25 protein-coding genes and 1 tRNA gene are annotated in these 23,695 nt (G+C 70.1%); 14 read left to right on the forward strand and 12 right to left on the reverse strand.

Annotation, left to right across the window (positions count from 1 at the left end; translation table 11 throughout):
* Positions 1-247: 247 nt before the first annotated feature.
* Positions 248-631, reverse strand: coding sequence for an Lsr2 family protein (locus ACFXI3_RS32005; protein WP_344286368.1), 384 nt, complete (start codon positions 629-631; stop codon positions 248-250).
* Between the two features lie 700 nt (positions 632-1,331).
* Here ACFXI3_RS32005 and ACFXI3_RS32010 point away from each other — a divergent pair.
* Positions 1,332-1,523: a DUF2795 domain-containing protein gene (locus tag ACFXI3_RS32010; protein WP_378404575.1), complete on the forward strand. Its 192-nt coding sequence runs from the start codon at positions 1,332-1,334 to the stop codon at positions 1,521-1,523.
* Between the two features lie 5 nt (positions 1,524-1,528).
* On the opposite strand, the gene ACFXI3_RS32015 is transcribed toward ACFXI3_RS32010, so the two are convergent.
* The 8 genes from ACFXI3_RS32015 to selD form a co-directional block, all read right to left on the reverse strand.
* Positions 1,529-3,310, reverse strand: a complete 1,782-nt coding sequence (locus ACFXI3_RS32015) for a complex I subunit 5 family protein (protein ID WP_378404577.1) — start codon at positions 3,308-3,310, stop codon at positions 1,529-1,531.
* 2 nt (positions 3,311-3,312) lie between these two features.
* The gene (locus tag ACFXI3_RS32020; RefSeq protein ID WP_009080047.1) at positions 3,313-3,666 is read right to left on the reverse strand and encodes an NADH-quinone oxidoreductase subunit K; all 354 of its coding nucleotides are present in this window, start codon (positions 3,664-3,666) and stop codon (positions 3,313-3,315) included.
* On the reverse strand, positions 3,663-4,376 hold the full coding sequence (locus ACFXI3_RS32025) for an MnhB domain-containing protein (RefSeq protein WP_378404579.1): 714 nt from the start codon (positions 4,374-4,376) through the stop codon (positions 3,663-3,665). Before ACFXI3_RS32025 ends, ACFXI3_RS32020 begins: the two co-directional genes overlap by 4 nt.
* Entirely contained in the window at positions 4,373-4,609 is a 237-nt protein-coding gene (locus ACFXI3_RS32030) for a DUF4040 domain-containing protein (RefSeq protein ID WP_037810690.1), read from the reverse strand. Before ACFXI3_RS32030 ends, ACFXI3_RS32025 begins: the two co-directional genes overlap by 4 nt.
* Entirely contained in the window at positions 4,606-4,905 is a 300-nt protein-coding gene (locus tag ACFXI3_RS32035) for a cation:proton antiporter (RefSeq protein ID WP_378404581.1), read from the reverse strand. Before ACFXI3_RS32035 ends, ACFXI3_RS32030 begins: the two co-directional genes overlap by 4 nt.
* On the reverse strand, positions 4,902-5,153 hold the full coding sequence (locus ACFXI3_RS32040; RefSeq protein ID WP_037356679.1) for a monovalent cation/H+ antiporter complex subunit F: 252 nt from the start codon (positions 5,151-5,153) through the stop codon (positions 4,902-4,904). Before ACFXI3_RS32040 ends, ACFXI3_RS32035 begins: the two co-directional genes overlap by 4 nt.
* Complete coding sequence (locus ACFXI3_RS32045; protein ID WP_378404583.1) at positions 5,150-5,605, reverse strand: hypothetical protein; 456 nt, start codon at positions 5,603-5,605, stop codon at positions 5,150-5,152. Before ACFXI3_RS32045 ends, ACFXI3_RS32040 begins: the two co-directional genes overlap by 4 nt.
* Positions 5,606-5,737: 132 nt before the next feature.
* Positions 5,738-6,730 (reverse strand): selenide, water dikinase SelD, encoded by a 993-nt coding sequence (gene selD, locus ACFXI3_RS32050; protein ID WP_344286374.1) that lies wholly within the window; start codon positions 6,728-6,730, stop codon positions 5,738-5,740.
* 54 nt (positions 6,731-6,784) lie between these two features.
* Here selD and ACFXI3_RS32055 point away from each other — a divergent pair.
* The 6 genes from ACFXI3_RS32055 to nrfD all read left to right on the forward strand — a co-directional run bounded on the left by ACFXI3_RS32055 (position 6,785) and on the right by nrfD (position 14,870).
* Positions 6,785-6,879: transfer RNA gene (locus tag ACFXI3_RS32055), tRNA-Sec, on the forward strand.
* Positions 6,879-8,162: an L-seryl-tRNA(Sec) selenium transferase gene (gene selA, locus ACFXI3_RS32060; protein ID WP_378404585.1), complete on the forward strand. Its 1,284-nt coding sequence runs from the start codon at positions 6,879-6,881 to the stop codon at positions 8,160-8,162. The genes ACFXI3_RS32055 and selA overlap by 1 nt, the downstream gene beginning before the upstream one ends.
* Entirely contained in the window at positions 8,153-9,907 is a 1,755-nt protein-coding gene (gene selB / locus ACFXI3_RS32065; protein ID WP_378404587.1) for a selenocysteine-specific translation elongation factor, read from the forward strand. The genes selA and selB overlap by 10 nt, the downstream gene beginning before the upstream one ends.
* Positions 9,908-9,911: 4 nt before the next feature.
* Complete coding sequence (gene fdh / locus ACFXI3_RS32070) at positions 9,912-13,124, forward strand: formate dehydrogenase (protein WP_378404589.1); 3,213 nt, start codon at positions 9,912-9,914, stop codon at positions 13,122-13,124.
* Positions 13,117-13,947 (forward strand): 4Fe-4S dicluster domain-containing protein, encoded by an 831-nt coding sequence (locus tag ACFXI3_RS32075; protein WP_378404591.1) that lies wholly within the window; start codon positions 13,117-13,119, stop codon positions 13,945-13,947. Before fdh ends, ACFXI3_RS32075 begins: the two co-directional genes overlap by 8 nt.
* A complete protein-coding gene (gene nrfD, locus ACFXI3_RS32080) occupies positions 13,944-14,870 on the forward strand; it encodes an NrfD/PsrC family molybdoenzyme membrane anchor subunit (RefSeq protein ID WP_378404593.1) in 927 nt (308 codons plus the stop codon). Before ACFXI3_RS32075 ends, nrfD begins: the two co-directional genes overlap by 4 nt.
* On the opposite strand, the gene ACFXI3_RS32085 is transcribed toward nrfD, so the two are convergent.
* Genes ACFXI3_RS32085 through ACFXI3_RS32095 form a run of 3 tightly spaced genes read right to left on the reverse strand, consistent with a single transcriptional unit; the run spans position 14,867 to position 17,330 of the window.
* Entirely contained in the window at positions 14,867-15,490 is a 624-nt protein-coding gene (locus ACFXI3_RS32085; RefSeq protein WP_378404595.1) for a diguanylate cyclase/phosphodiesterase, read from the reverse strand. The genes nrfD and ACFXI3_RS32085 overlap by 4 nt on opposite strands.
* A complete protein-coding gene (locus ACFXI3_RS32090) occupies positions 15,487-16,677 on the reverse strand; it encodes a zinc-dependent alcohol dehydrogenase (protein WP_378404597.1) in 1,191 nt (396 codons plus the stop codon). Before ACFXI3_RS32090 ends, ACFXI3_RS32085 begins: the two co-directional genes overlap by 4 nt.
* Before the next feature lie 35 nt (positions 16,678-16,712).
* The gene (locus ACFXI3_RS32095; RefSeq protein ID WP_378404599.1) at positions 16,713-17,330 is read right to left on the reverse strand and encodes a UdgX family uracil-DNA binding protein; all 618 of its coding nucleotides are present in this window, start codon (positions 17,328-17,330) and stop codon (positions 16,713-16,715) included.
* A gap of 77 nt (positions 17,331-17,407) precedes the next feature.
* Here ACFXI3_RS32095 and ACFXI3_RS32100 point away from each other — a divergent pair, with 77 nt between their 5' ends.
* The 7 genes from ACFXI3_RS32100 (at position 17,408) to ACFXI3_RS32130 (ending at position 23,491) form a co-directional block, all read left to right on the forward strand.
* Positions 17,408-17,965 (forward strand): hemerythrin domain-containing protein, encoded by a 558-nt coding sequence (locus ACFXI3_RS32100; RefSeq protein ID WP_378404601.1) that lies wholly within the window; start codon positions 17,408-17,410, stop codon positions 17,963-17,965.
* Entirely contained in the window at positions 17,962-18,768 is an 807-nt protein-coding gene (locus tag ACFXI3_RS32105; RefSeq protein WP_378404603.1) for a family 1 encapsulin nanocompartment shell protein, read from the forward strand. The genes ACFXI3_RS32100 and ACFXI3_RS32105 overlap by 4 nt, the downstream gene beginning before the upstream one ends.
* 40 nt (positions 18,769-18,808) lie before the next feature.
* The gene (locus tag ACFXI3_RS32110; protein WP_378404604.1) at positions 18,809-19,933 is read left to right on the forward strand and encodes an NADP-dependent malic enzyme; all 1,125 of its coding nucleotides are present in this window, start codon (positions 18,809-18,811) and stop codon (positions 19,931-19,933) included.
* Between the two features lie 18 nt (positions 19,934-19,951).
* On the forward strand, positions 19,952-21,409 hold the full coding sequence (locus tag ACFXI3_RS32115; protein WP_378404606.1) for a CHAD domain-containing protein: 1,458 nt from the start codon (positions 19,952-19,954) through the stop codon (positions 21,407-21,409).
* A gap of 108 nt (positions 21,410-21,517) precedes the next feature.
* Positions 21,518-22,012, forward strand: coding sequence for a hypothetical protein (locus ACFXI3_RS32120; RefSeq protein WP_378404608.1), 495 nt, complete (start codon positions 21,518-21,520; stop codon positions 22,010-22,012).
* Between the two features lie 21 nt (positions 22,013-22,033).
* Positions 22,034-22,468 carry a DUF6292 family protein gene (locus ACFXI3_RS32125; protein WP_378404610.1) on the forward strand — a complete coding sequence of 145 codons (435 nt, stop codon included), beginning with the start codon at positions 22,034-22,036 and terminating at the stop codon, positions 22,466-22,468.
* 219 nt (positions 22,469-22,687) lie between these two features.
* Positions 22,688-23,491, forward strand: coding sequence for a SigB/SigF/SigG family RNA polymerase sigma factor (locus ACFXI3_RS32130; RefSeq protein ID WP_378404611.1), 804 nt, complete (start codon positions 22,688-22,690; stop codon positions 23,489-23,491).
* Positions 23,492-23,695 lie beyond the last annotated feature (204 nt).

The raw sequence follows: 23,695 nt of genomic DNA on the forward strand, positions 1-23,695 counted from the left end.
GTGCGCCGGGCCCGGGGGGCCGTGCACACTGCCCCTCCGCACGCCGACGCGATCCCGCGGGCCGGAGACATTCGTCTGAGGCCGGGCGGGGGTTTTGCCGTGAGCTAGAACTCCTGCGTTCCGGTGTGCCTGGCGGTGGCTGCGCGGGAAAGTCGCCGGGGGGGCAGGGGTGAAACTCCGGCGGGGGAGTGGACGCCTCGTTCGGCTTTTCCGGAATGATCTCCGTCGAACCGCCGAGGGGGCGGGTTTATTTGCCGGCGCGCTTTTTCGTGGTGCGCTTGCGGGGTTTCGCCTCCGGCTTCTGGCTTTCCTCGTAGGCGGCGATCACCTCGCGCGGGATGCGGCCGCGTTCGGCGATGGCCCAGTTGTTGTCCAGGGCCCACGTGCGGATCGCCTTCGAGCGTTCGCGTTCCTCGGCCGTCGGCGCGGCCGTGGCCCGCACGGTCGTTTTGCGTCCGCCGGTCCGGCGGGCGGACGCGATGAACGTCGCCAGTTCCTGGCGCAGGGTGGCGGCGTTCTCGTCGGACAGGTCGATTTCGTACTGGACGCCGTCGAGTCCGAAGGGGACGGTCTGCCCGGCTTCGGACCCGTCGAGGTCGTCGATCATCTCGACGAGGACTTTCTGTGCCATTGCGGTGACTCCTCCTGGAAACGGGACGCGGTCACCGCAGACCATAACAGGAGTCCACAGTGGCTGGTCGGCGGCAATAATGTAACGCCGGCCGCACGGGGCGAATTGGTCCGCCGAGAGGAACGGCGGTCGGGAAGTTTTCCGCTCCGGCGCCGGAGCGGCCGATGCCGCGAAGACGTGTCCCATCCGGTCGCGTTTAGTCCGGAGGTTCTGCGGAGTTTCGACCGGGCGCACCGCGACCTGCTCCGTGAGGTGAAGTCCGTATTCGGCGAGTCCGCGGTATTTCTCCGGGTTGTTGGTGATGAGGCGCACTCGCGGACGCCGAGATGCATCAGATCGACGGCGGCGTCGGTGTGGTCGACCGACATGGCCGCGGCCGTTCTTCACGCGGTCACTGCGGTCCGTAAACGACGACCGTGTTGCCCCAAGGATCGCGGGCCACCGCTCGTACTGCCGCACAACGGTTCCGCCGCCCGCGACCAGTGTGGACAGTGCGGCGTAACGGTCTCCGTCGACGAATTTCGCCGGCAGGCCGAAGGTCTCGGCGTAGGACCGCACGGCTGAGCTGACATCGGCGACCGGGTGCAGCACGTTCCCGATCTTGGCTGGCTTCGGCGATTCGTTCGCCAGCCGGGCGTAACCCGCATTGATGCCGGGCCGGGCGGGTATGCGGGGGGAAGAACCCGAGGAAGGGAGCGCCATGTCTGACGTCCGTGAGTATCTGACGGAAGTCGAGTACCCGTGCGAACGCGAAGAGCTTCTCCGCCGGGCGGCCGCGAAGGGCGCCGGTGACGACGTCATCGGGCATCTCGGCAAGTTGCCCGAGCAACGGTACGAGAACGTGGAAGCGGTGCACCGGCTGCTCGGCGACGACACCGACCCGCATGGGTGACGTGTTCAGAGCCAGACCAGTCCGGCGAGGACGGCGACGCCCGCGAGCAGCCAGGCCACGTAGTCGCCGACCTGGCCGGAATGCGCGCGGTGCAGGACGGTCAGGGCTTCGTGCACTGGTTTCGGGGTCCGATGCCGCGACCACAGCGCGAAGGCCGCGGCGCCGAGGGCGAGTACGGCGGTCACCGCCGCGGACAGCAAGCCGGGGCCGGTCCAGGACAGCTCGGACGCCGTTGCCGGAAGGGGCGTCGGCAGCGTCGGCAGGACGTCGTGCAGGTAGCCCGCGCGGTCGACAGCTTGCGCGCCGGCCGCGGCCGCGACGTCGCGGATCCACGGGACGATTCCGGCGGCCAATGCGAAACCGAGCAGGACGACGATGGCGGCGAGCATCGGTATCGGGGTGCGCCGGATCGGCTGGCCGGTCTCGGGTTCCTCGCCGGAACCGGTGGTCGTGTCGGCGGAATCGTCGGCGGGCGGCCTGCCTAGTCCGAAGTAGACCCGTAGCCCGGCGCGCAGCACCGCCGCGGCGGTGACCGCGGAAATCACCGCGAACACGATCATGAGCCAGTCCGGTCCGGCGTGCTCGGCGGCGTCTTTGCCCAGCGCCAGGCCGAAGGGCGGCAGTCCGGCGAGGGCGGCCGCGGCGATCAGGAACAGCACCGCTTCCGACCGTGAATGCGTTGCGCGGCCGAAGAGATCGTCTTCGTCGACGCTGCCGTAACGGTCCTTCAGCACCCCGGCCAGGAGGAAGAGCGCGCCTTTGGCTCCGGCGTGCCCGAGCACCGAGAGGACGAACGCGGCCGTCGCCTCGCCGCCGGTCGCGGCGAGTCCGCAAAGGAACAGTCCAATGTGGGCGATGGTCGAGTAGGCCAGCAGGCGTTTGAGGTGCCGCTGGGTGAAGCAGAGCACCGCGCCGAGCACTGCGCTGGCGATCCCGGCGGCGAGGAAGATCCGGCTGACGGTCGCGTCGTCGAGCACCGAGCCGAAGACCATGGTGCGGACGCGGAGCACGCCGTAGAGGCCGAGTTCGACCATGACGCCGGAGAACAGCACGCACACCGGCGTCGGGGCGACAGCGTGCGCGTCGGCGAGCCAGAAGTGGAACGGCACGGTCGCGGCTTTGACCAGCAGTCCGGTGCATACCAGGACGAACGCGGCGATGACGAGTGCGTCCGCCGGACGTCCGCCGAGTGCGACTCCCAGCTGGGCGAGGCCGAGCTGGCCGCCGCGCGCGTAGAGCAGGCCGATGCCCATCAGCGTGAAATACGCGCCGAGGGAGTTGACGACGCCGAAGTTCAGCGCGCCCTGCACGGAGTCTGCCTCTTCGATCCGGTACCCGGTGAGGGCGTAGGCGACGCCGCTCATCAGCTCGAAGAACACGAACAGCGTGAACAGGTCGCCGGTGAAGAGGAAGCCGAGCATTCCGGTCAGGAAGAGCAGCATCATCGCGTGGTAGCGAGCCTCGACGGCTTCGAAGTAATGCCAGCTGTAGAGCAGCGCGCAGACCGTCAGGAACGCTGCGAGCGCGGCGAAGGTCGTGTTGAGCCCGTCCGCGACGAGCACGATGCCGACCGAGCGGGTGCCTTCCGGACTCTGTCCGCCGAGCCAGGTGACCACTCGCTCGTGGTGCGCCGCGGTCAGCAGGACCACGCACAGTGCGCAGACCGCCGCCGCGGTCACGGTGGCCGTCACGTCGACCACGACGCGGGGGAGTTTGCCGCCGAGACCGAGCAGCAGGCAGGCGGCCAGCAGCGGGACGGCGATGGCGAGTGCGGGCAGGGTCGTCATGGTCAGCCGCGCAGCGCACGCAGTTCGTCGGGGTCGACCGTGCCGTGGCGGCGCGAGATCTGCAGCGTCAGGGCGAGCAGGAGCGCGGTGATGGTCGCCGAGACGACGATGTCGGTGAGCGTCATGGCCTGCACCATCGGATCGACTACCGGCTGCGACTGCCCCTGGGACACGATCGGGGCGGCGGCCTGGTCCTGATAGCCGATCGCCAGCAGCAGGACGTAGGTGCCGGATTGCGCGACCGACAGCGACACCACGGTGTGCACGAGGTGCCGGCTGCGCATGATCCCGGCGCAGCCGAGCAGCAACAGCCAGGCCGCCACTCCGTAGCAGGCCGCCGACACGACGCCGGTCACTGTTCCGCCAGCCCGTGCACGAAGAACCGTGACAGCAGGACGACGAATCCGGCGGCGACCTCGATGCCGATCAGGACGCTCAGCACTAGAACGGTCCCGGACGAGAGCAGCGAGCCGAATTGGCCGAGCGGCAGCACGTTCGCGAGGAACGAGCCGCCGACGGCCAGTCCCATCAGGCCGGTGACGACATACAGGCCGGTGGCCGCCGCTTCGGCGTATTCGCACCAGTCGATCGGGCGCAGCCGGGCGAGCGCGCGGTAGCTGCCGGACAGGTAGAGCAGGTGCCAGCCGGTCGCGAGGACGACACCGCCCTGGAAACCGCCGCCCGGCGTCAGGTGTCCGTGCAGGACGATGTCGATGCCCAGCAGCACCGAGACCGGCAGCAGCAGGAACCCGGCGAGTTTCACCGCGGGCAGGACATAGCCGTGGCTGTCCGGTTTCGGCTCCTTTTCGGGCGGCTGCAGCAGCGCGAGCGTGTCGACGACCGCGGCGGCGACGATCGTTTCCTCGCCGAGGGTGTCGAGCGCGCGGAGGTCGAAGTTGATCGAGGACACCAGATTCGGCGTGGCCTCCCGGAAACCCCAGGGCAGCACCAGATCGCGGTACGCGTGCGCGGCGGTGCCGGCGGCCGGCATCCGGGTGAACGCGGCGGCGAACAGCGCGGCGACTCCGATCAGGCCGGCGGTGCCGACGACGTCGCGGGTCCTCATCGCTTGCCCGTCTTGCGCAGGGTCAGCAGGACGAGCAGCGGGACGATGGCCGCGCCGACGGCGAGCTCGGACAACGCGACGTCCGGGGCCTGGAACACGACGAAAAGCACAGTCAGGCACAGGGAAAACACCGTGAGCGTGATCGCCTGCCGTTTCGGGTCGTGCGTCGCGACGACGGCGAAACCGGCCACCGCGACCAGCGCGAGCGCGACGAGCAGGACGGCGGCCGTCATGCGGGGAGATCCTCGTCGATCTCGCCGCGGCGGCGGGCTTCGAGCCGGGCGGTGGCCGACTGCAGGATCGGGCTGGTGACCGCCAGCAGCACGACCGTCGCGAGGATCGCGCCCGAGCCGAGCTGGACGCCGTTGACCAGGACGAGCCCGACGCCGATCAGCGGCGCGCCGAGCGTGGTCGCCGGGGTGAGGAGGTGCAGGCGGGTCAGCAAATCCTTGGCACGCAGCAGGCCTGCCGCGGAAGCGAGGACGACGAACACCCCGGCGAAGACGAGAATCTGGGCGGCGAGGGTCATCGGGTCCCCAGGAGTCGTGCGAAAACGAGCGTTCCGGCGAAGGCGAGGACGGTCAGTGTCAGCGGGAGGATGACGGCGCTCGACGGGCCGTACGCCTGAACGAGCAGCAGGAGCGTCAGGACGGTGACGGTGCCGGCGAACTGCATTCCGGCCAGCCGTTCGATCGCGGTGCCCCGGGCGGCGAGCCACAACGCGGTGCCGAGACCGCCCGCCATCAGGAGCAGGGCGGCGAGGAGAAGCCAGGTCATCGCGTCACCTGATCGAGGGTCGGACTGTCGGGGAGCAGCCGGTGAACGACGACGTCGGTGTCGTCCGGCGGGCTCGCGACGACCATCGCGCCGGGCGTGCAGCCGACGATCACCGTCGCGGTGGCGAGCCGTGCTTCGTGCTCCGGTCTCGGTGCGGTGGGGACGGTGATTTTCTCGAACTTTCCGGCGGCGGGGCGTTGGAAGACCGTGCGCAAGGCAGCGACGGATTCGCTGACTGCGGCTTTGGGGAGTGGCGTCAGCCAGGTCAGCCAGCCGAGCTTGGGACGCCACGAACCGTGCATCGCTCGGCGTGCGGAACGGGCGGCGATCGCGCAGACCAGGGCGGCGCTGGCCCCAGCGATGAGTTCCGGGGCCGACGGGGTGGACAGGGTGAGGGTCCACAGCCCGGTCAGAACGAGCCACCACAGCGGAATCTCGGTCGCAGCGCGCATATCTCACCTCGGGCACGGGCTACCCACTTCGGAGACCGGCCAACCCGCAGCGGTCGGACTCGGGTTGCGGCCAGCGGGTCGTGAGGGGAACCCTCACGGACTCAGAGTCCCTCAGGGTTCCCCTCACGGACGTCAGCCGACCACAATGGTGTGGTCGGTGCGGGAGACGAGTTCGCCGATGACTGGGTACCCGGGCAGTTCGCCTGCGACCAGCAGTCCGCCGGAGGTTTGCGCGTCGGCGAGCAGCAGGGCTTCGTCCTCGGAGATCCGCGACAGGTCGGTGTGCGGCCGGACCCAGTCGAGGTTGCGGCGGGTCCCGCCGCTGACGTAGCCGTCCCGCAGCGCTTCCCGGGCACCCTCGAGATACGGGACCGCCGCTGGGTCCAGTCGCGCGGTAACTCCGCTCGCCCGGGCCAGTTTGTGCAGGTGGCCGAGCAGCCCGAACCCCGTGACGTCGGTCGCGCACACCGCGCCTGCCTCCAGCGCGGCGGCCGACGCGGCGCGGTTGAGCGTGGTCATCGCGGCGATCGCCTCCTCGGAGCGTTCGCCGGTAGCTTTGTGCCGCGAGTTCAGCACGCCGATCCCCAACGGCTTGGTCAGCGTCAGCGGCGTGCCCGGCTTGCCCGAATCGTTGCGCAGCAAGCGTTCCGGATCCGCGGTGCCGGTGACCGCGAGGCCGTACTTGGGCTCCGGGTCGTCGACGCTGTGCCCGCCCGACAGATGGCATCCGGCTTCGGCGCAGACGTCCAGGCCGCCGCGCAGCACCTCCGCGGCCAGCTCGAACGGCAGCACTTCCCGCGGCCAGCCGAGGAGATTGACCGCGACCACCGGGACGCCACCCATTGCGTAGACGTCGGACAGCGCGTTCGCGGCGGCGATGCGGCCCCAGTCGTACGGATCGTCGACGACAGGGGTGAAAAAGTCCGTGGTCGCGATCAGCGCGACGTTGCCGGCGATGCGGACGGCCGCCGCGTCGTCGCCGTCGTCGAGGCCGACCAGCAGCTCGCCGGGCGGGTCCGAAGGTGCGGCTCCGGACAGGCCGCGGACGATGGATTCCAGCTCTCCGGGCGGGATTTTGCACGCGCAGCCGCCGCCGTGGGCGTACTGGGTCAGCCGGACGCTCATGCTGTTCATGATGCGGGGGCGCGACGGTCTTGGCAGGATGGCGGAATGCCCCAGGGAGGCGTATCCGGCCTGGTGACCGGCGCGGTCTTCAACACCGTTGAGCGGCAGGTCCTGCCGCTGGCGGGTTCGATTCCCGTCCGCCTCCGCCATGGGTGACCCGCGCCGGGCGATCCCGCGCACCGACGCCGTGCTCGGCGAGCCGAGGATCGCGAAAGCCGCCGGAACCCTCGGCCGCGACCTGGTGAAATCGCTGGTCGCGGCGGCGCAGCAGCGGGCACGGGCGGGCGAGATCGAGCCTGGCGAGGTCGTCGCGGAGGTGGTGGCCCGGCTGCCCGCGACGGTGTCGTCGCTGCGTCCGGTGCTCAACGCGACCGGCGTTCTCGTGCACACCAACCTCGGCCGCGCGCCGCTGTCCGCCGCTGCGCTGGACGCGATCGTCGCGGCGGGCGGGGCCACCGACGTCGAGTTCGCGCTCGAAACCGGGGAGCGGGCGAAACGCGGGCGCGGCACTCTGGCCGCGCTGGCGGAGGCGGTGCCGCGCGCGGAGGCGGTGCACGTGGTCAACAACAACGCGGCGGCCTTGCTGCTGTGCGCGCTGACGTTGGCTCCGGGCAAGGAAATCGTGGTCAGCCGCGGTGAGCTGGTCGAAATCGGCGACGGGTTCCGCATTCCGGATCTGCTCGCCTCGACCGGTGCCCGGCTGCGCGAAATCGGCACCACCAACCGGACTTCGGCGGACGATTACGCGGCGGCCATCGGTCCGGGCACCGGATTCGTGCTCAAAATCCATCCCTCGAACTACCGCGTCACCGGATTCACCTCGGCGGCGAGCGTCGCCGAACTGGCCGGGCTCGGCGTGCCGGTGGTCGCCGACGTGGGGTCCGGGCTGCTCGCGCCGCATCCGCTGCTGCCGGACGAACCGGACGTCACGACCGCGCTGGCCGACGGTGCGAACGTCGTCACCGCGAGCGGCGACAAGCTTCTCGGCGGTCCGCAAGCGGGCTTGCTCTTCGGAGATGCCGAACTCCTGCAACGGCTCCGGCGGCATCCGGCGGCGAGGGCGTTGCGGGTCGACAAGCTGACCCTCGCCGCACTCGAAGCCACCCTCCGCGGCCCGGAACCACCGGTGCGGGCGGCACTTCTCGCGGAGAACCTCCACCAGCGCGCCGAGGCTTTGGCTGCGTCGCTGCGTTCGGCGGGCGTGGACGCCGAGGCGGTGGACTCGACGGCGGTCGTGGGCGGGGGTGGCGCGCCGGGCGTCGAGCTGCCCAGCGCGGCGGTCGCGTTGCCCGCCCGGTATGCGGAGGCGTTGCGGCTGGGCGAGCCCGCCGTCGTCGGCCGGATCGTGCGGGACCGGTGCTTGCTCGACCTCAGGACGGTTTCCCCGGCGGACGACGCGGCGGTGCGGGAGGCGGTCTCCCGATGCGGGTGATCGCCACCGCCGGGCACGTCGACCACGGGAAATCCACCCTGATCCGCCGCCTCACCGGCATGGAGCCCGACCGGTGGGCCGAGGAACGCCGCCGCGGCCTGACGCTCGACCTCGGCTTCGCCTGGACCCGGCTGGCCGGCGAGGAACTCGCCTTCGTGGACGTTCCCGGGCATCAGCGGTTCGTGCCGAACATGCTGGCGGGCGTCGGCCCGGTCCCGGCCGCGCTGTTCGTCGTGGCCGCGGACGAGGGATGGATGCCGCAATCGGCGGAACACCTGGCGGCGCTGAACGCATTCGGCGTCGAACACGGCCTGGTGGCGGTCACCAAATCCGATCGCGCCGACCCGGCCTCGGCGACCGCGGCGGCGCTCGAGGAGATCGCGGCGACGGCGCTCGGCGCAGTGCCCGCGGTCAGCGTCAGCGGAACGACCGGTGCGGGGCTGGAAGAACTAAAAGCTCAGCTCGCCAAGCTGGCCGGCCGGTTGCCGCCGCCGGACCTGGCGGCGGACGTCCGGCTCTGGATCGACCGCGCGTTCACGATCAAGGGCGCGGGCACGGTGGTCACCGGAACCCTCGGCGGCGGAACCCTCCAGGTCGGCGACGAGCTGACGCTTGGCGAGGACCGGGTCCAGATCCGCAGCCTGCAGGCGCTCGGCGAACCGCGCGAAAGCGTGTCTGCGGTGGCTCGGGTCGCGGTGAATTTGCGCGGCGTAGCAAGGGATTCCGTCGGTCGGGGCGATGTTCTGCTGACCCCGGGAGCGTGGCGTCCTGCGACGGAAGTCGATGTCCGGCTGCGCGGCGCACCGTCCGGCGAGCTGCATCGGAACCTCGTGCTGCACTTCGGATCCGCGGCGGTGCCGACGAGGGTGCGTCCGCTCGGGCCGGACACCGCCCGGTTGCTGCTCGCGCACCCGCTGCCGCTCCGAACCGGCGATCGAGGGCTGCTGCGCGACCCGGGGGAGCACCGGATCCCGGCCGGGTTCGACGTCGTGGACGTCCGGCCGCCGTCGCTCGCGCGTCGCGGCGCCGCGCGAGCCCGGGGCGAAGAGCTGACCGCCGTGGAACCGGGCTGGGATTACCTCCGCCGCGAGGGTTTCGTGCGCCACGAGGACTTCCGCGCGCTGGGTCTGCCGGAGGCAGGCGAGCAGCTCGGCGGCTGGCACGTCGACCCGGCCCGTCTCAGCCGTTCGCGAGCGGAAGTCGCCGAAGTGGTCGCGGCCTGGAGCCGAGAACATCCGCTCGCGGCGGGGATCCCGGTCGAGGCGCTCCGGCAGCGGCTCGGCCTGCCGGACGCGGAACTCGTCCCAGCGGTCCTCAGCGACGGGCTAGTCCTCAAAGACGGTCTCGTCCGCCGCCCCGGCGCCGGGCTGACCGCTAAAGTGGACAACGCCGTCAAAGTCCTCGAAGCGCGCTTCGCCGAGCACCCGTTCCGCGCACCGGAAGCGGACGAACTGCGAAAACTCGGTCTGGGCAAACGGGAATTGGCCGCCGCCGTCCGTGTCGGCCGGTTGCGGGCGATCGCCGACGGAGTGGTGCTGGCGCCGGACGCGCCGGAGCGCGCGGTGGAAGTCCTGGCCGCGCTCGGCGAGCCGTTCACCGTGTCGCGGGCGAGACAGGCGCTGGACAGCACCCGCCGGGTGATGATCCCGCTGCTGGAGCACCTCGACGCCGCCGGGCTCACCGAACCGCTCGGCGACGGGACCCGCCGGACGTGCTGCGAGCGCCCGGAGAACGGATTACCGTGACAGCGTGGGCATGCGGCAGTGGATCGAAGGCTGGCCGGTGTACCGGCAGCTGGCCGGTCCCGACCGCACCGCGCGCGCCGCGGCGGCCAAATCCCGCGGTTCGGAGAGCTGGCACGCCCGCACCGAGGACGCCGACAAGGTAGTCCGGTCCGTCTGTCCGTATTGCGCGGTCGGCTGCGGGCAGAAGGTGTACGTCAAGGACGGCGCGGTCACCCAGATCGAGGGCGACCCGGATTCGCCGATCTCCCGGGGCAGGCTGTGCCCGAAGGGGTCGGCCAGCAAGCAGCTCGTGACCAGCCCGAGCCGCGTCACCGAAGTCCTCTACCGGCGGCCGTACGGCGCCGAGTGGGAGCGGCTGTCCCTCGACCAGGCGATGGACATGATCGCCGACCGTGTGCTGAAGACGCGCGCCGAAACGTGGCAGGACACCGACGACCAGGGCCGCAGGCTCAACCGCACGCTCGGCTTCGCGAGCCTCGGCGGCGCGACGCTGGACAACGAAGAGAACTACCTGATGAAGAAGCTGTACACCGCGCTCGGCGCGATACAGATCGAAAATCAGGCCCGTATTTGACACTCCGCCACGGTTCCCGGTCTGGGGACCTCCTTCGGTCGTGGCGGCGCCACGACGTTCCAGCAGGACCTCGCCAACGCCGACTGCATCGTCATCCAGGGCTCGAACATGGCCGAATGCCATCCGGTCGGGTTCCAGTGGGTGATGGAGGCGAAGGCCCGCGGCGCGAAGATCATTCACGTCGACCCGCGGTTCACCCGCACGAGCGCGGTCGCGCACGTCCACGCGTCGGTGCGGGCCGGTTCGGACATCGCGTTCCTCGGCGGGCTGATCAACTACGTCCTGCAGCACGACCTGGACTTCCGCGAGTACGTCGTGGCCTACACGAACGCCGCCGCGATCCTGACCGAACAGTTCGCCGACACCGAGGACCTCGACGGTCTGTTCTCCGGCTTCGACCCGGAGAACCGGCAGTACGACAACTCGACCTGGGCGTACGAGGACGCTGACGCCAGCCCGGCGGCCGGCGCCCGCGACCCGGACCAGCCGGGCGGACACCACGGCGGCGAGAAGCATCAGAGTTCCGCGCGCGCCGAGTCCTACGGCAGCGGCGGCGCGGCGATCGAAACCAAGCCCAAGACCGACGAGACGCTGCAGCATCCGAGGTGCGTTTTCCAAGTCCTCAAACGGCATTTCTCCCGCTACACGCCCGAGGCGGTCGCCGACGTCTGCGGCCTGCCGGTCGAGCAGTTCACCGAAATCGCCGAGGCGATCACCGCGAACTCCGGCCGCGACCGCACCACGGCCTGGGTGTACTCGGTCGGCTGGACGCACCACACGGTCGGCGCGCAGTACATCCGCACCGCCTCGATCCTGCAGACGCTGCTGGGCAACATCGGCCGTCCCGGCGGCGGCATCCTCGCGCTGCGCGGGCACGCCAGCATCCAGGGCTCGACCGACATCCCGACGCTGTTCAACCTGCTGCCCGGCTACATCCCGATGCCGCACGCGCACCAGCACCTCGACCTCGACAGTTTCGTCGAGGCCGACGCGGGCAAAACCGGGTTCTGGGGCAACATGCGCTCCTACACGGTGAGCCTGCTCAAGGCGTACTGGGGCGAGAACGCCCAGCCGCACAACGACTTCGGCTTCGACTACCTGCCGCGGCTGACCGGCGACCACGGGACGTACGCGACCGTCCAGAAGCAGATCGCGGGGGAGTGCAAGGGCTACTTCCTGGTCGGCGAGAACCCGGCGGTCGGCTCGGCCAACGGGAAGTTCCAGCGGCTCGGCCTGGCCAATCTCGACTGGCTGGTGGTCCGCGACCTGCAGCTGATCGAAAGCGCGACGTTCTGGAAGAACGGGCCGGAGATCGAGACCGGCGAACTCAAGTCCGAGGAGATCGGCACCGAGGTCTTCTTCCTGCCCGCCGCCGCGCACACCGAAAAGGACGGCAGCTTCACCAACACCCAGCGCCTGCTGCAATGGCACCACAAGGCGGTCGAACCGCCCGGCGACGCCCGCAGCGACCTGTGGTTCTACTACCACCTGGGCAGGCTGCTCCGGGAACGCATCGGCGGCGACGCGCGCGACGCCCCGCTTCGCGACCTCGCCTGGAGCTATCCGACCGAGGGGCCGACGGCCGAGCCGAGCGCAGAGTCTGTCCTCGCGGAGATCAACGGCCACGGCCCGGAAGGCCCGCTGTCGGCATATACCCAGCTCAAGGACGACGGTTCGACGTCGTGCGGCTGCTGGATCTACTGCGGCGTCCGCGCCGACGGCCACAACCACGCCGCGAACCGGCAGCCCGGCTCCGAACAGGACTGGATCGCGAACGGCTGGGCCTGGGCGTGGCCGGCCAACCGGCGGATCCTGTACAACCGCGCCTCGGCGGACCCGGACGGGAAGCCGTGGAGCGAACGCAAAAAGCTGGTCTACTGGGACGCTTCGGAGGCCAAGTGGACCGGGCCGGACGTCCCGGACTTCGAACCCGGCAAGGCACCCGACTACGAACCGCCGGACGGCGCACGAGCCCAGGACGCGCTGAGCGGCCGCGACCCGTTCATCATGCAGACCGACGGCAAAGCCTGGCTGTACGTCCCCGCCGGGCTGGCCGACGGCCCGCTGCCCACGCACTACGAGCCCTTCGAAAGCCCGGTCGGCAACGCGCTGTACGGCCAGCAGTCCTCGCCGGTGCGGCAGACGCTGGACAGCCCGGTCAACCAGTACAACCCGGCGCGCAGCGAGGTCTTTCCGTACGTGTTCACCACCTACCGGCTCACCGAGCACCACACGGCGGGCGGGATGAGCCGGACGCTGCCGTATCTGTCCGAACTGCAGCCGGAATTCTTCTGCGAGGTTTCACCCGCGCTGGCGGCCGAACGCGGCCTGGAACACCTCGGCTGGGCGACCATCGTCTCGGCGCGGACGGCGATCGAGGCCCGTGTGCTGGTCACCGACCGCGTCAAGCCGCTCAAGGTGCGCGGCCGCACCGTCCATCAGGTCGGGCTGCCGTACCACTGGGGCACGAACGGCCTGTCGCGCGGCGACGCGGCGAACGACCTGCTGTCGATCGTGCTGGATCCGAACGTGCACATCCAGGAGGCCAAAGCGGCCACCTGCGACATCCGTCCCGGACGGCGGCCGCGCGGGCCGGCGCTGCTGGATTTCGTGGCGGAGTACCGGAGGCGAGCCCATGGCTGAATACGGCGCCCAGCCCCGGATGGGGTTCTTCACCGACACGTCGGTGTGCATCGGGTGCAAGGCGTGCGAGGTCGCGTGCAAGGAGTGGAACGGCGTCCCGGAGGCCGAAAGCGCGCCGGACCTGCTCGGGCTGTCCTACGACAACACCGGCGACCTCGGCTCGAACACCTGGCGGCACGTGGCGTTCATCGAACAGCCCGCGGTGGATCTCGGAATGCCGACGGTCGGGGCGCCGGAGCAGCAGCCGGAAGAGCCGGGCGTGCGCTGGCTGATGTCCAGCGACGTCTGCAAGCACTGCACGCACGCGGCCTGCCTCGACGTGTGTCCGACCGGGGCGCTGTTCCGCACCGAATTCGACACCGTGGTGGTGCAGCAGGACATCTGCAACGGTTGTGGCTATTGCGTTCCCGCGTGTCCGTACGGGGTCATCGAGAAACGCGAGAGCGACGGCCGCGCGTTCAAGTGCACGCTTTGTTACGACCGGCTCGGCGCCGGGATGGAACCCGCGTGTGCCAAGGCTTGCCCGACCGACTCCATCCAGTTCGGCGAACTGGACGAACTCCGCGAACGCGCCGCCGCGCGAGTGACGGCGCTGCATGAGGACGGCGTGCCGGAAGCGCGGCTGTACGGGCACGATCCCGAGGACGGAGTCGGCGGCGACGGCGCGTTTTTCCTGCTGCTGGACGAACCCGAGGTCTACGGCTTCCCGCCGGATCCGGTCGTGACGACGCGTGATCTGCCGCAGATGTGGAAACGCGCCGCGACCACGGCGGCCGGGGTGGCCGCCGCGTTGGTCGTGTCGTTCCTGGGGCGGCGGCGATGAGCCCGCGGGGCGAACGGGCGATGGTCGATCCCGCCGAATTCCGTTCCTACTACGGCAGGCCGATCCTCAAGGAGCCCGCCTGGAAGCAGCCGGACGTCCCGCTGTACCTGTTTCTCGGCGGTGCGGCCGGTGCGTCGGCGTCGATGGCCGCGCTCGCCGATGCGACCGGCCGTCCGGAGTTGGCCAAAGTCGGTCGCCTCGCGGCTTCTGGCGGGTCAATCGCCAGCGTCGTCGCCCTGATCCACGACCTCGGCAAACCCACGCGGTTCCTGAACATGCTGCGCGTGCTCAAGCCGACTTCGCCGCTGTCGGTGGGGTCGTGGATCCTGTCGCCGTTCTCCGGCCTCGCCGCGGCTGCCGCTTTCACCGCGCTGACCGGGCGTTTCCCGCGGCTCGGCCGGTTGGCCGGAGCCGGGGCGGGCGTGCTGGGACCGGCGATGTGCACGTACACCGCGGTGCTGCTGGCCGACACGGCGACGCCCTCCTGGCACGAAGCGCACGGGACACTGCCGGTGCTGTTCGCGGGCAGCGCGGTGACCAGCGGGGCCGGGATCGCGCTGATTTCGGTGCCGCGGACGGAAAACGGTCCGGTGGTGCGGGCCGGGATCGCCGGGGCTGTCGCGGAGCTGGCTGCTGAGCAGCACTTGGAGACCGGCCTGGGGTTGGCTTCGGAGCCGTACCGGACCGGCCGGGCTGGGCGGTTGTTGAAGGCGGCCAAGGTGCTTACCGCGGCAGGCGCGACGTTGTCGTTGGCTGCTCGCAAGAACCGCGCGGCGGGAGTTGCCGCGGGGGCGGCTTACCTGGCGTCCGGGTTGTGTACGCGGTTCGGGGTTTATGCGGCTGGGGTCGAGTCCACAAAGGACCCGAAGTACGTCGTTGTCCCGCAGCGGGAACGGCTTGCGGCGAAGCGTTCGGGCCGTTAACGAGCGGCCCGAACGCACCGCCACAGCTCTTCGCCGTACGGCACCGCGATCAACCCCGCGATCGCCGACCCGATCCCAGCGAGATAGCCGCGCGGCAGCTGACGCCGTTTGAGCTGCAGCCGCCAAGCGCTGCGCCGGTCGTCGGCGTGCAGCAGTTCCCGGACGTCCTTCCAGTGCAGGCAAGCGATCGCGGCGGTGCCCATGAACGGCAGCGACTCCAGGAAACTGTGGATGTGCTGTTCGATCGGCTTCACCTCGCGGTCGCTGTCCACCGCAGTCTTGACGTCCCACAGCGCCGTCGCTTCGTGCGCGGCGATCGTGGCGGCCATGATCGTCAGCACGAGCGGGTTGATCTCGCACAGTAGCGCGAGCGTGATCGGCAGCCCGACCTCGGCCATCATCAATAGGTGGATCAGCGATTCCCGCACCCCGGCGGTGTCTTCGATCCGGGTGCGGCGGTGCTGCCACCAATCGAGCAGCCCTGGCACGAACCACGCAGGGAGGATGCCGTAGAGCAGGTACCGCAGCGTGGCGGTTTCCGTGTCGGACGCGCGCTCCGGGATGCGCAGCCGCGACCGGCTCACGACAGCCTTCCGCAGCGTTTTCAGCGGAGTTTTCATGCTGTGGGCTCCAGCAGCACCTTCTGGGCGCCGTCCAGCTTCTTCTGGAACATCTCGTACGCCCGCGGCGCGTCGGCGAGCGGGAGTTTGTGCGTCGCGAAGCCTTCCACGCCAAGGGGATCGCCGTCCGCGGTGAGCACCGGCAGGATGTCGTCGATCCACCGGCGGACGTTCGCCTGCCCGCTGTGCAGCCGGATCTGCTTGTCGAACAGGTCCATCATCGGGATCGGGTCGGCCATCCCGCCGTACACCCCGGACAGCGAGATCGTGCCGCCGCGCCGGACGCTGTCGATGGCCGCGTACAGCACGCTCAGCCGGTCGATTCCGGCCTTCTCGGTCACCTTGGCGCCCACCGCCTGCGGCAGCAGCGCGACCAGGTTGTGCGCGAGTTTCCCCAGTGGCGCGCCGTGCGCCTCCATGCCGACCGCGTCGATCACCGAATCCGCGCCGCGGCCCCCGGTGAGGTCGCGGATCGCGTCGCCGATCCGCCGGTGGTCGCGCAGATCCAGTGTCGTCGCCCCGTGCGCGCGAGCCCGCGCCAGCCGTTCCGGCACGAGATCGACGCCGATCACCTCGCCCGCGCCCTGGTGCAGCGCGACCCGCGCGGCCATCTGGCCGATCGGGCCGAGCCCGAAGACCACGACGGAGCCGCCGTCGGGAATGTCCGCGTACGCCACGGCTTGCCACGCCGTCGGGACCACATCGGACAGATAGACGAACCGTTCGTCCGGCGGGCCGTCGGGCACCTTGATCGGCCCGTACTGTGCTTGCGGCACGCGGAGGTACTCGGCCTGCCCGCCGGGCACCTGGCCGTAGAGCTTCGTGTAGCCGAGCAGCGCAGCGCCCTTGCCCTGGTCCTTGACCTGGGTGGTCTCGCACTGCGACTGCAGGCCGCGTTCGCACATCCAGCAGTGCCCGCACGAGATGTTGAACGGCACCACCACGCGGTCGCCGGGTTTCAGCCTGCTGACGCCGCTGCCCACTTCCTCGACGACCCCCATCGGCTCGTGGCCGAGGATGTCGCCCTCGGTCATGAACGGGCCGAGGACCTCGTACAGGTGCAGGTCCGAACCGCAGATGCCGGTGGAGGTCACTCGCACGACGGCGTCGGTCGGCTCTTCGATCTTAGGGTCCGGGACGGCCTCGACTCGCACGTCCCGCTTGCCGTGCCAGGTCACTGCTTTCATAGCGGCCGGATTCCCCTTGCCGGGACGGGCAAACGTCAGAGGCCGCGCAGGTCGGCGACGAACTCGTCGTAGGCGGTCTCGCGGTCGGGCGCGCGGAGCACGGCGGACGGGTGCACGGTGGCGACCGCCGAGGCGAACAGACCGGCGAACTCTTCCGGCGGATCCAGTTGCTCGCCGCGGTGCCGGGTAAGCCGGAAACTGCTGCCGTACACCGATTGCGCCGCCGTCGCGCCCAGCAACAGCACGAGCCGGGGCCGAACCGCCCGGAGTTCGGCCACCAGCCACGGCCGGCACGCGACGACCTCGGACCGCGACGGCTTGTCGTGGATGCGGCGTTTGCCGCGGAGCTGGAACTTGAAGTGCTTGACCGCGTTGGTCAGATAGAGGCGATCGCGCTCCAGGCCCGCGTCGCCGAGCGCCCGGTCGAGCAGCCGCCCGGCGGGGCCGACGAAGGGTTCGCCGCGCTGGTCCTCCTGGTCGCCGGGCTGCTCGCCGAGGGCGAAGATTTCCGCGCGCTGCGGGCCGGCGCCGAAAACCGTGGCGGTGGCGTCGTGGTACAGCCCGCAGCCGCGGCAATCGCGAGCCGCGTCGCGGAGAGCGCCGAGGCTGGCGGTGTCCGGCGGCTCGGCTCCCGGTTCCTGACGCGAGACCATCGGAACCCTTTACCCGCAACGACCCTCGCGCAAACACGACGAGCGCGACTGGATCGGGCGAGTTAACGTCGAGGGCCATGACCGACATCACCAGCCTGATCCTCGACGATCACGAGCGGTTCCGGCGGGCGTTCGCGGAACTGGACGACCTCGACGGCCCGGACGAGCTGGCGCGGGCGTGGGAACCGCTCGCCGCGCTGCTGGACCTGCACGCGGCCGCCGAGGAGGCGGTCTTCTACCCCGAGCTGATCCAGCGCGGCGCCGACGCCGAGGACGAGACGCTCGACGCGGTCGGCGACCACAACGACATCCGCGACGCCGTCGCCGAAACCCGGCGGCATCCGGCGGGCAGCGCGGCCTGGCACGCGGCGGTCCGGCAAGCCCGCACCGCCAACAGCGAGCACATGGCCGAGGAAGAGGACGACGCGCTCGCCGACTTCCGTAAGCACGCCGATCCGGGCCTGCGCGAGGAACTCGGCCGGAAGTTCCTCGCCTTCAAGGCCGAGCACGAGGGCGACGTCGACACCGGGGACGTCGACCCGGAGCGCTACGTCGAGGAACAGGAACGGAAGGCCGGGAAAACCCCGCCGGACGACGGTTCGCTGGGCATCGGCGGCCTGAAGGGAGCACGATGAACCACCTGATGCGCGACCTCGCGCCGATCCCGGCCGAGGGCTGGAAACAGATCGACGACGAGGCCCGGGAGCGGCTCGCCACGCACCTCGCGGCCCGCAAGATGGTCGACGTCGAAGGCCCGCACGGCTGGACCCACTCAGCCACCTCGCTGGGCCGGACCCGCCGGATCGAGCCGCCGGAAGCCGCCCGTGAGACTTTGGCGCAGCAGCGCCGGGTGTTGCCGCTGGTGGAGGTGCGCGTGCCGTTCACCGTCGAGCGGAAGGAGCTGGAGGACGCCGAGCGCGGCGCCGACGACCTGGAGTTCGACGATCTCGACCAGGCTGCCGCGCAGGTCGGTCTGGTGGAGAACCGCGCGGTGTTCCATGGCTGGCCGGACGCGGGGATCCGCGGGATCGTCGAGGCGAGCCCGTATGACCACGGGACGCTGGGCAGTGATCCGGAGCGGTATCCGCATGTGGTGGCCAATGCGGTGGATACGTTGCGGCGCAACGGGATTGAAGGACCGTACGCGCTGGCGATCAATCCTGAGGGGTACACCTCCATTGTGGAGAGCACCGAGCATGGCGGTCTTCTCGTGCTCGATCACCTTCGCCGGGCGTTGGGCGGCGGCCGGGTGAAGCGGACGCCGGGGCTGGCCGGTGCGGTTGTGGTGAGCTTGGCGGGCGGAGACTTCGTGCTGGAACTCGGCCAGGATCTGTCGGTCGGCTATAGCCACCACGACGCGGAAAGGCTGACGCTGTACCTGGAAGAGAGCTTCAGTTTCCGCGTGACCGAGCCGGACGCGGCACTCGTCCTCGACTGACCCAGGATTTCTTCGCCCCGCGGCCGGGTATCCGGCTCTCATGAGCAGTCGCGGAAAGATCCAAGTCACCACCCGAGTGCGGCTCGACGACGCCGACGACCTCGCCGAGCACTACACGCCCGGCGTCGCCGAGCTGGCCAAACGCGTCGCCGAGGACCCCTCGGTGCTCGCGCGGGAGACCGTGCGCAGCAACTCGGTTGCGATCGTCTCCGACGGTTCCGCGCTGCTCGGCCTCGGCGACCAGGGGCCGGCCGCCGCGTTGCCGGTGATGGAGGGCAAAGCGGCGCTGCTGAAGCGGTTCGCCGACGTCGACGCCTGGCCGATCTGCCCGGTCAGCCGCGAGCCGGAAGACCTCGTGCGCACCGCCAAGGACCTGGCGACGTCCTTCGGCGCGATCAACCTGGAGGACATCGCCGCGCCGCGGTGTTTCACCGTGGAGCGGCAGCTGCACGACGAGCTGGACATCCCCGTTTTCCACGACGACCAGCACGGGACCGCGGTCGCGGTGCTGGCCGCTTTGGACAACGCGCTGAAGCTGACCGATCGCACGCCGGGGGACACGTCGGTGGTGATCTCCGGTGCGGGGGCGGCCGGGTCCGCCGTCGCCCGGCTCCTGCTGAAGGCGGACTTCAGCGCGGAACGGATCGTGGTCTGCGACAGCGAGGGCACGCTGCACGGCGAACGCGATCTGACCGGCGAGAAGCAGTGGCTCGCGGAGAACACCAACCGCGGCGACGCGGTCCGCGGAAGCCTTCAGGACGCCTTGCACGACGCGGACGTCTTCATCGGAGTGAGCGTCGGCGGCCTGCTCAAGGGCGACGACCTCGCCCGGATGGCCGACCGGGCGATCGTGTTCGCGCTGGCCAACCCGGACCCGGAGGTCGACCCGGACGTCGCGCACGAGCACGCGGAGATCGTCGCGACCGGCCGCAGCGACCTGCCCAACCAGATCAACAACGTCCTCGTGTTCCCGGGGATGTTTCGCGGGCTGCTCGACTCCGGGGCGCCGAGGGTGACCGCGCGGATGCTGCTCGCGGCCTCGCACGCGCTGGCCGCGGCTGTCGGCGACGACCTCGACCGCGAGCACATCGTGCCCAGCGTCTTCGACGAGGGCTTAGTGCCCGCGATCGCCGAGGGTGTCGCCGGTGCGGCCGAAAACGACTGAACCCAACCAGGAGCGGGAATGAAAAGCGTTGTGTCCGAACGCAAGTACGAGCTGAGCTTGAAAGCCCGGGTGCCGCAGCTGGCGGGGAAGGGGATCACGCAGGAAGCTCCCGCCGAGCATAAGCTGGCGGCCGATTATTACGACACCAAAGACTTCCAGTTGGCCAGAGCGGGAATCGCGCTGCGAAGAAGCAGCGGAACCGGGTGGTGCCTGAGATTGCCCTTCGCCGCGGGCACCGGCCAGGAGCTGCGGTTTCCCCTCGGCGAGGACGCCAAGGTACCCGCTCCGGTCGCGACGCTGGTCCGCGCGTTCACCCTGGACCGGAAGCTGCGTCCGGTCGCGCAGGTGCGGACTGACCGGTTCACCCACCGCCTGACCGACGCGTCCGGCCGCACGCTGGCGACGCTGGCGGACGACCACGTCACCGCTGAAGTCCTTGGCGGACAGGAGCTTCGGCTGGATCGCTGGCGTGAGCTGGACGTCGAACTCGCCGCGGAATCCGCGCCTGAGCTTCTCGACCGGCTTGATCGCAGCCTGCGCAAGCGCGGGGCGGAGAGCGCTTGGTGGCCGTCGAAACTGCAGCGGTTGCTCGGAGACGACACCGCGGATGCGCGCGGCTCGCGTGAGGCCTTGCCCGCGTATCTGCGCGAGCACTTCGAGCGGTTGCGTCGCGCTGACTTGGGTTTTCGGGTCGGTGCGGACGATTCGGTGCACCAGTTGCGGGTGGCCGCGCGGAAGCTGCGGAGCGCCCTCCAGACGTTCAAACCCTTGGTGGGCAAGAAGAAGGCCGTCGCGGTCGCGGAGGAGCTGAAGTGGCTGGGAGGCGAACTCGCTCCCGCACGCGACGCCGAGGTCAGCCAAGTCCGCCTCGAATCTTGTCTCGACGTCGTCCCCTCCGAACTGGTTTTCGGGCCGTTGCGGCAGTACCTGACGCGCGACTACGCCCGCACTTCGCAAACGGAGCTGGCCCGCGCGGCGGAAGCGTTGTCCAGCACCCGATACGTGACCCTGTTGCGGTCGATCGCCGCACTGCTCGACCAGATGCCGCCCGTGCGCAAGAAGAGGTTGCGGAAACCCATGCGCAAAACCGCGCGCAAGCTGTATCAGGCCACCGCTGCGACCGAGGGGCTCAGCGGCGTCGAGCTGGAGAAGGCGCTGCACAACGTCCGGAAGAAGGCCAAGCGCGCTCGTTACGCCGCCGATGCCGTCCGGCCGGTGTTCGGCAAGAAGCTGCGCACCTGGCGCAAGAACGTCAAGGCCGTGCAACAGACGCTCGGCAAGCATCAGGACAGCGTGGTGGACCGCGAAGCGTTGCGGCACTTCGCGATCGACGGCTTCAGCGAGAACCAGAACACGTTCACCTTCGGGCTCCTCTACGGTCGCGACGAAGCCGCGGCGAGCGGATTGCGGGACAGGTTCGCCGACGAGTGGCGCACGCTGCGGAAGGGCAAGCGTCCGGCCTGGCTGAAGGTCTGAACGCTGTCCATTGAGGACAGTGGAAGCGAAAGTTCCCGCCGCCACTAGGTCTGCAACCGCTGCCGGATCCCGGTTTCGCCGTGCCCGGATCGGGGAACCCTGCCGGAAATGGGATCACAACTGACCGCGACGTGGGTATCGGCGATCGGAAGCGCGGGCTCGCTGCTGGGGTTCGCCTCGTATGTATGGATCATGCTGCTCAACCGGAAGGACCAGGCGGAAATCCGGCAGGAGCAGCAGGCGCAGTCGGTCTCCGCGTGGCTCGACGAAGGCGCCCGGCACGATCGTGAAGAAGATTACGTCTTGTGCGCGCACAACAGCGGCGACGCACCGGTGTTCGACTGCTCGCTGGAGGTCAGCCGCCCGGACGAGGACGAACCGCACCGCGCCCGGCTGGCGATCATCCCGCCCGGCGCGACCGCCGTCCGCGCGCTGCCCTTCGGCGAGGACGCCATGCCGGTGGACGACCTGTACTCGGCGGCCGCCGTGCCCGGCCTGTCCTTCACCGATTCCCGCGGCGGCCACTGGACCCGCGACACCGCGGGCGTGCTCAGCCGCACCGACCACCGCTCGCCGCGCGGGCGCTGGCGGTCCGGAAGCTGATCGTTCTCGAGAAAGGCACCCGTGACCGCGACACCGCACGTCCCGCCCAGCAACCCGCACGCCGTCGTCGCCGCATTGCGCGGCTATCTGGCCGAGGTCACGCGGGCGCTCGGCGTCGGCCTGGAATCCCGCACCGTCGACCAAGGCCCGCCGCTCTCGGCGTACGTCGCTCTCGGCGATTACCTCCCGGGTTACCCCGGCCGAGACGCCGCGCTGCTGTGGGACGAGGTCCGCGGCTGGTCGGCCGCGGTCGAAACCCATTCCGGCGAAGACCTCATCGTCATCCGCTATCTCGGCGGATCCTGCGTCGCGCCGCCGCCCTCGCAGCTCATCCGGTTCGTCACCGCATTGCGCGAGGACGATCACCGCATCGGGCAGCTCGCACCGCCGGCCCTTCGCTCCGTCGGCAGTTCCGCGGAACTCAAAACTCTGCTGCGCCTGCGCGAGACGACTTGAGCCCCCATTCGGGTGGCCGCCCGGTTGATCCCGCCGCCGGGCGGGTATCTCCCGGCCATGGAGTTCCGGCTGCCCGGCGACCCGGGCGGGCGCGCTGACCGCCGCCCGCTCGCCTTGCGACGCCGGGCACTGTCCACTAAGGATGATTAGCGTCGGCAACGCGATGCGCACCATGGCACTACACGAGTCACGTTCCCTTCGGCAGCCAGGAGGATCTACATGACCGCGGCGACCATGAACCGCACCCGGCGCAGCGACGACTACCGGCACTGCGCCGTGCTGTTCGAAGAGATCAGCCATCTCGCCGAGGACACCGGCGAGCACGCCCGGCTGCGGCGCCGCCTCATCGAGGAACACCTGCCGCTGGCCGAGCACATCGCCCGGCGGTTCGCCCGGCGCGGGCAGCCGTCCGAAGACCTCCTGCAGGTGGCGCGCATCGGCCTCATCAATGCTGTCGACCGCTACGACCCGGCGCGGCAGACCGATTTCGTCGCGTTCGCCGTGCCGACGGTGATGGGCGAGGTCCGCCGGTACTTCCGTGACCACACCTGGTCGGTCCGGGTCCCGCGGCGGCTCAAGGAACTCCACCTGCGGATCGGCCAAACCGCCACGGAGCTGGGCCAGCGCCTCGGCCGCGCGCCCACCGCACGCGAGCTCGCCGACCACCTCGGCCTCGACCTCGACGAGGTCGCCGAAGCCCTGCACGCCGGAAACGCCTACCAGGCCGCGTCGATCGACTACCCGGCCCACGACGACACCGGCTCGATCGCGCTGGCCGACACCCTCGGCGAAAACGATCCCGAAATCGAGAAGCTCGAAGACCGGGAAATGCTCAAGCCGCTTTTGCGGAGCCTGCCGGAGCGGGAACGCGCGATCGTCGTCATGCGGTTCTTCTCGAACATGACGCAAAGCCAGATCGCCGACCGGGTGGGGTTGTCGCAGATGCAGGTTTCGCGGTTGCTGGCCCGGACGTTGAGCACTTTGCGGGAGCAGCTCACCGAGGCGGCTGAGCAGGCTCGGTGAGGCCCGCGCGCGGCGGGCGTGTTTGAGGCGCGACTGCCCGGTTCGAAGGGCCTGACCTGGTTCGAGCGGTTGGCGGCAGGCCCGGGCGGAGTTCACGGATCGCAAGGGAACAGCCGCGGAGCTATCGAGCGGGCGTTTCGGCGAGCCTGGAATCCTGTGTGGACGGTCAGCGGGCCGAGGGCGCGCGGGTTGAGCTGCTGGCAC

Origin of the sequence: Amycolatopsis sp. NPDC059235, assembly GCF_042754125.1 — a bacterium.
GTDB lineage: Bacteria > Actinomycetota > Actinomycetes > Mycobacteriales > Pseudonocardiaceae > Amycolatopsis > Amycolatopsis albidoflava.